The 6076-nt window shown below is 72.0% G+C and carries 8 protein-coding genes; 1 reads left to right on the forward strand and 7 read right to left on the reverse strand.

Annotation, left to right across the window (positions count from 1 at the left end; all coding sequences use genetic code 11):
• The first annotated feature begins 46 nt into the window (after positions 1 to 46).
• A complete protein-coding gene (gene bldD, locus IEZ01_RS33340; protein ID WP_005319862.1) occupies positions 47 to 547 on the forward strand; it encodes a transcriptional regulator BldD in 501 nt (166 codons plus the stop codon).
• Positions 548 to 715: 168 nt separating this feature from the next.
• Here the strand turns inward: bldD and nusB are convergent, their stop codons facing one another.
• The 7 genes from nusB to IEZ01_RS33375 form a co-directional block, all read right to left on the reverse strand.
• Positions 716 to 1150 (reverse strand): transcription antitermination factor NusB, encoded by a 435-nt coding sequence (nusB, locus tag IEZ01_RS33345; RefSeq protein WP_019884823.1) that lies wholly within the window; start codon positions 1148 to 1150, stop codon positions 716 to 718.
• Between the two features lie 2 nt (positions 1151 to 1152).
• Positions 1153 to 1719 (reverse strand): elongation factor P, encoded by a 567-nt coding sequence (efp, locus tag IEZ01_RS33350; RefSeq protein ID WP_189205493.1) that lies wholly within the window; start codon positions 1717 to 1719, stop codon positions 1153 to 1155.
• A gap of 49 nt (positions 1720 to 1768) precedes the next feature.
• Positions 1769 to 2875 carry an aminopeptidase P family protein gene (locus tag IEZ01_RS33355; RefSeq protein WP_040875101.1) on the reverse strand — a complete coding sequence of 369 codons (1107 nt, stop codon included), beginning with the start codon at positions 2873 to 2875 and terminating at the stop codon, positions 1769 to 1771.
• Positions 2876 to 2953: 78 nt separating this feature from the next.
• Positions 2954 to 3793: a Pro-rich N-terminal domain-containing protein gene (locus tag IEZ01_RS33360; RefSeq protein ID WP_189205495.1), complete on the reverse strand. Its 840-nt coding sequence runs from the start codon at positions 3791 to 3793 to the stop codon at positions 2954 to 2956.
• 129 nt (positions 3794 to 3922) lie between these two features.
• Entirely contained in the window at positions 3923 to 4375 is a 453-nt protein-coding gene (aroQ, locus tag IEZ01_RS33365) for a type II 3-dehydroquinate dehydratase (protein ID WP_019884828.1), read from the reverse strand.
• A complete protein-coding gene (aroB, locus tag IEZ01_RS33370) occupies positions 4372 to 5466 on the reverse strand; it encodes a 3-dehydroquinate synthase (RefSeq protein WP_189205497.1) in 1095 nt (364 codons plus the stop codon). Before aroB ends, aroQ begins: the two co-directional genes overlap by 4 nt.
• Positions 5463 to 5981 carry a shikimate kinase gene (locus IEZ01_RS33375; protein WP_019884830.1) on the reverse strand — a complete coding sequence of 173 codons (519 nt, stop codon included), beginning with the start codon at positions 5979 to 5981 and terminating at the stop codon, positions 5463 to 5465. Before IEZ01_RS33375 ends, aroB begins: the two co-directional genes overlap by 4 nt.
• Between the last annotated feature and the right edge of the window lie 95 nt (positions 5982 to 6076).

Here is a 6076-nt window from a genome sequence, read left to right on the forward strand (position 1 = left end):
AGCCGCGCGGCGGAGCCGCACGTTGTCACAGCGTCCGGGGAGCTATATGTCCAGCGAATACGCAAAACAGCTCGGGGCCAAGCTCCGTGCCATCCGCACCCAGCAGGGGCTTTCCCTCCATGGCGTGGAGGAGAAGTCCCAGGGCCGCTGGAAGGCCGTGGTGGTCGGGTCGTACGAGCGCGGCGACCGTGCCGTCACCGTGCAGCGCCTCGCCGAGCTGGCGGACTTCTACGGCGTTCCGGTGCAGGAGCTGCTGCCGGGTACGACTCCGGGCGGAGCCGCCGAGCCGCCGCCGAAGCTCGTGCTCGACCTGGAGCGTCTCGCCCACGTCCCGCAGGAGAAGGCCGGCCCGCTGCAGCGCTACGCCGCGACGATCCAGTCGCAGCGCGGTGACTACAACGGCAAGGTGCTGTCGATCCGCCAGGACGACCTGCGCACGCTGGCCGTGATCTACGACCAGTCGCCCTCGGTGCTCACCGAGCAGCTGATCAGCTGGGGCGTGCTGGACGCGGACGCGCGCCGTGCCGTGGCCCACGAGGAGAGCTGAGCCGACTCCTGCAGCCGTTCAGAAGAAACGTTGCCGCCGGGTGGCGGGGAGCCATACGGTTCCCCGCCACCCGGCGGTTTTCGCGTCTCACCCAGCACCAGTGGGGCGGGTACGGCGAAGGGGCCCGCAGCACTGTGCTGCGGGCCCCTTCGACTGCCGGGGACGGGCTTACGCCCCCTCCCGGCGCAGGCTCGGCTTCATGTCCTTCAGCCGGGCCAGCAGGCCGTTGACGAAGGCCGGGGAGTCGTCGGTGGAGAACTCCTTGGCGAGCTGCACCGCCTCGTCGATCGCCACCGCGTCCGGGGTCTCGTCCGCCCAGATCAGCTCGTACGCGCCGAGGCGCACGATGTTCCGGTCGGCCACCGGCATCCGGTCGAGGTCCCAGCCCACCGCATAGGTGGCGATGAGCTCGTCGATCCGGGCCACGTGGTCCGCGTACCCCTCGACCAGCTGCATCGTGAACTCGTTGACCGGCGGCTGCCGGTCGTCGGACCGTGCGTGCCGGACCCAGTCCGCGAGGACGCTGCGCACGGACGTGCCGCGCTGGTCGGCCTCGAAGAGGATCTGGAAGGCGCGCTTACGGGCCTTGCTCCGGGCAGCCACGGTTAGCTGTTCACCCGGCCGAGGTAGTCGCTGGTGCGGGTGTCGACCTTGATCTTCTCACCGGTGGTGATGAAGAGCGGGACCTGGATCTGGTGGCCGGTCTCGAGGATGGCCGGCTTGGTGCCACCGGTGGAGCGGTCGCCCTGGACGCCCGGCTCGGTCTCCTGGATGGTGAGCTCGACGGCGGCCGGCAGCTCGACGTAGAGCACCTCGCCCTCGTGCTGCGCGACGGTGGCGGTGAAGCCCTCGATGAGGAAGTTGGCGGCGTCGCCGACAGCCTTGCGGTCGACCATGAGCTGGTCGTAGGTCTCCATGTCCATGAAGACGAAGTAATCGCCGTCCATGTAGGAGAACTGCATGTCGCGGCGGTCGATGCTCGCCGTCTCGACCTTCACACCGGCGTTGAAGGTCTTGTCGACGACCTTGCCGGAGAGCACGTTCTTGAGCTTGGTGCGCACGAAGGCAGGGCCCTTGCCGGGCTTGACGTGCTGGAACTCGACGACGGACCAGAGCTGGCCGCCTTCGAGCTTGAGCACCATGCCGTTCTTGAGGTCGTTCGTGGAAGCCACGGTTGCGGAATCTCCTGGACTGACGTGGGGACCAGGGAGGCATACGCGCCTACAGCGCGAGCAGCTCCTTGGTCGTAATGGTGAGTAGCTCGGGTCCGCCGTCCGCCTCCTGGCGCACGACGAGCGTGTCATCGATCCGGACCCCGCCCCGGCCCGGGAGGTGGACCCCCGGTTCGACGGTGACCGGCACACAAGCGTCCAGTTTACCCATGGACGCGGGTGCGAGCTGCGGGTCCTCGTCGATTTCGAGGCCGACACCGTGCCCGAGGCGCGGGGCGAGGGCCCCACCGTGCCCGGCAGCGTCCAGGAGCTGACGGGCGGCGCGGTCCACCTCGCGGAACTCCGTACCGGGTGAGAGCGCCTCCCGGCCGGCCCGCTGAGCGGCGAAGACAAGGTCGTACAGCTCGATCTGCCAGTCCGCGGGGGTGGTGCCGATGACGAACGTACGGCCGATCTCGCAGCGGTAGCCACGGTAGTTGGCGCCCAGGCAGACGGAGAGGAAATCGCCCTCCTCGACCCGCCGGTCGGTGGGGCGGTGGGCGGCGAGCCCGGCGTTGGGGCCGGTGGCCACCGAGGTGGGGAAGGCGGCGCCGTCAGCGCCGTGGTCGACGAGCCGGCGTTCCAGCTCCAGCGCCAGATGCCGCTCGGTGCGGCCCACGAGGATCGACTCGAGCAGCTCCCCCAGCGCCTGGTCGGCGATCTCGGCGGCGATCCGCAGGCAGGTGATCTCGTCCTCGTCCTTGACGATCCGCAGCTGCTCGACGGCCCCGCCCAGATCGGCGAGCCGGAGCCGGGGCGCCACGGACCCCATGGCGCGATGGCGGGCGACGGTCAGGTGGTGCTCCTCGACCGCGAGTGCGTCGGCGCCCGCCTTGCGCGCGACGTCGACGGCGGCGACGGCCGGATCGCCGCCGCTCGCGGGGAGTACGGCCGTCCGCAGGGATTCGTCGGGGCGGCCGTCGGCGGGGTCGCCGGTCGGGGCTCGGGGGCAGAGCAGTACGTCGTCGCCCGCGCCGACCAGCAGGACGGCGCCGGGCGGGGAGCCGCCCGCGAGATAGCGGACGTTGGCCGGGCGGGAGACCAGCGCCGCCGGGCTTCCGGCCGCCGCGCAGCGGTCACGCAGCCTCGCCCGCCGGTCCGCATACACCTCTGACATGCTTCCGAGCCTACGAGCGACCGGGCGCCGCGGCCTGGTCAGCGCGTCCGACCGGGGCTGCCGGAGGCCGCGCCGTGGCTACCAGCTGGGCGGACTGGCTATGGAACGGGCCAGGACCTCGTCGAGGACGCGGGCGGTGGTCTCCACGTCGTACGTGGAGTTGTCGATGATCGGCAGGCCCGAGCCGTACCAGCCGGCCATGCGGCCGTGGATGCCGGCGACCTCCTCGTCGGACAGCCGGCGGTTGCCGGAGCGTTCGGCGTTGCGTTCCAGGACGATCTCCAGGCCGGGCAGGAGGACGACGGGGAGCAGGCCGGGTCCCACATGCCGCTTCCAGCCGCCGAGGCCGACCACCGGGCGGTCGGGGAAGACGGCGTCGTCGAGGATGCAGGAGATGCCGTTGGCGAGGAAGTTACGGGCGGCGAAGCCGCAGGTGCGGCGGGCCAGCCGGTACTGCGCCTCGGAGTGGTCGTTCCAGCCGGCCTGGGGGTCGGCGAAGCCGGAGCAGACCCATTCCCGCACGTCGTCGAGGCTGATGTGGGCGGTGGGCACCTGGCGGCGCTGGGCCCAGTGCCGGGCGACGGTGGTCTTGCCCGCCCCGGCCGGGCCGATGAGCAGAACGGCGAGGGTGGCGGTGCCGGTGCCGAGCTCCGGGGGCGGCGGTGCGGGCATGGCCACCGGGCCGCCGGGCGGGAGCTGGATGTGGCCGGTGGTGTCACGGGAGGGCGGGGCGGAGGCGTGGTGCGGTCCGCCCTGCGGCCAGTTGGGGGCCGGCGGGCCCGGGGGGTACGGCGCGGGTTGCCCCTGCGGCATCGGCGGGTGGCCCTGCGGGACCGGGGGAACGGGGGGATGCGCGCCCTGCGCCCATTGCGGGGCGCCCTGTCCGGGCGGCAACGGAGCCCCCATCGCGTGCTGCATCCGGTGCCACTCCGTCTCGTACGACTGACGCTGATCGGGGGCGCGTTGACCCCCGCAACCCGAACGGTACCGTCCCCGGCCTCCGCGGAGGCAACGGCCGGGGACGGCCGGGAGTGCCCGGTCGGCCGGTCAGCCGTTCAGTTCCTCGGCGAGCGCGCGCAGCGCAAGACGGTAGGAGCCGATGCCGAAGCCGGCGACGGTGCCGCTGGCGATCGAGGCGACGACCGAGGTGTGCCGGAACTCCTCCCGGGTGTACGGGTTGGAGATGTGCACCTCGATCAGGGGCGCGGTGCGCTGGGCGGCCGCGTCCCGTACCGCGTACGAATAGTGCGTGAACGCGCCGGGGTTGATGACGACCGGAATCGAGCCGTCAGCCGCCTCGTGCAGCCAGCGGATCATCTCGCCCTCGTCGTTGGTCTCCCGGACCTCCACGTCGAAGCCGAGCTCGGCGCCCAGCTTGGTGCACGTCTCCACGAGGCCGGCGTAGGAGGTGGCGCCGTACACGTCCGGTTCGCGGGAGCCGAGCCGGCCAAGGTTGGGGCCGTTGAGGACGAGCACCCGGCGGGTGGGGTGCGGGCTCACGCGGAGACCTCGCCGTACGCGGCGACCAGCACCGCCGGGTCCGGCCCTTCAAGGACGGTCGGCTTGGCGAGGCCGTCGAGGACGATGAACCGCAGCAGGTCGCCCCGGGACTTCTTGTCGACCTTCATGGTCTCCAGGAGCTTGGGCCACTGGTCGCCGCGGTAGGTGAGCGGCAGGCCGACGGACTCCAGGATCGTGCGGTGCCGGTCGGCGGTGGCGTCGTCGAGCCGGCCGGCGAGCCGGCCCAGCTCGGCGGCGAAGACCATGCCGACGGAGACGGCGGCGCCGTGACGCCACTTGTACCGCTCGTTCTTCTCGATCGCGTGGGCCAGGGTGTGGCCGTAGTTGAGGATCTCCCGGAGCCCCGACTCCTTGAGGTCGCTGGAGACGACCTCGGCCTTCACCCGGATGGACCGCACGATCAGCTCGGCGGTGTGCGGCCCGGCGGGGGTCCGCGCGGCGGCCGGGTCCTCCTCGACGAGGTCGAGGATGGCCGGGTCGGCGATGAAGCCGGCCTTGATGATCTCGGCGAGTCCGCTGACGTAGTCGTGCACGGGCAGCGAGTCGAGCGCCGCCAGGTCGCACAGCACCCCGGCCGGCGGGTGGAAGGCGCCGACGAGGTTCTTGCCCTCGGCGGTGTTGATGCCGGTCTTGCCGCCGACGGCCGCGTCGACCATGGCGAGGACGGTGGTCGGTACGGCGATCCAGCGCACCCCACGCAGCCAGCTCGCGGCGACGAAGCCGGCGAGGTCGGTGGTGGCGCCGCCGCCGACGCCGACGATGACGTCGGTGCGGGTGAAGCCGGTCTGGCCGAGCGCCTTCCAGCAGTAGGCCGCGACCTCGACGGTCTTGGCCTCCTCGGCGTTCGGGACCTGGATGGCCACGGCCTCGTAGCCGTGGTCGGCGAGGTCCTGGCGCAGGGCCTCACCGGTCTCGGCGAGCGCCTCGGGGTGGATCACGGCGACCCGCTTGGCGCGGTTGCCGATGAGCCCGGGGAGCTCGCCGAGCAGCTGCCGGCCGACCAGCACCTCGTACGGGTCCGTACCCGCCGTACCGCCGACCTCGATCCGGGTCACTTCCTGGTCGGTCATACGTCCTTCAATTCGAGTGCGTCGAAGATCGCCTGGGCGACCTCTTCAGGGGTGCGGTCGTCGGTGGCGACGACGACCCGGGCGACTTCGGTGTAGAGGTGGCGGCGCGCCTCCATCAGCTCGCGCCACTGCCGGCGCGGGTTGACGGCGAGCAGGGGGCGCGCGGTGTTCAGACCGACGCGGCGGACCGCCTCGTCCACGTCCATCGACAGGTAGACGACCGGGAGGCCGGTGAGGAGCTCCCGGGTCGAGGCGTCGAGGATCGCTCCGCCGCCGAGGGACAGGACACCCTCGTGCTCGGCGACGGCGGCGCGTACGGCGTCCCGCTCCAGGGCGCGGAAGTGGGCCTCGCCGTCCTCGACGAAGATGTCCGAGATCTCCCGGCCCTGGGCGGCGACGATGTCGGCGTCCGTGTCCCGGTAGGGCGCGCCGAGCCGTTCGGCGAGGAGCGCGCCCACCGTGGACTTGCCGGACCCCATGGGCCCGACCAGGACGACCAGAGGCCCGCCGGTCACCGGATGTGCAGGTTGTCGAGGTACGACTGGACGTTGCGGCGGGTCTCGGGGACCGAGTCGCCGCCGAACTTCTCCACGACCGCGTCCGCCAGGAC

It is taken from the genome of Streptomyces purpureus (assembly GCF_014648195.1).
Lineage (GTDB): Bacteria > Actinomycetota > Actinomycetes > Streptomycetales > Streptomycetaceae > Streptomyces > Streptomyces purpureus.

Excerpts from the sequence above, each read along its gene's own strand:
- bldD (WP_005319862.1), top strand. The coding sequence starts at position 47 with ATGTCCAGCGAATACGCAAAACAGCTCGGGGCCAAGCTCCGTGCCATC.
- IEZ01_RS33355 (WP_040875101.1), bottom strand. The coding sequence starts at position 2,875 with ATGTCAGAGGTGTATGCGGACCGGCGGGCGAGGCTGCGTGACCGCTGC.
- IEZ01_RS33360 (WP_189205495.1), bottom strand. The coding sequence starts at position 3,793 with ATGCAGCACGCGATGGGGGCTCCGTTGCCGCCCGGACAGGGCGCCCCG.
- aroB (WP_189205497.1), bottom strand. The coding sequence starts at position 5,466 with ATGACCGACCAGGAAGTGACCCGGATCGAGGTCGGCGGTACGGCGGGT.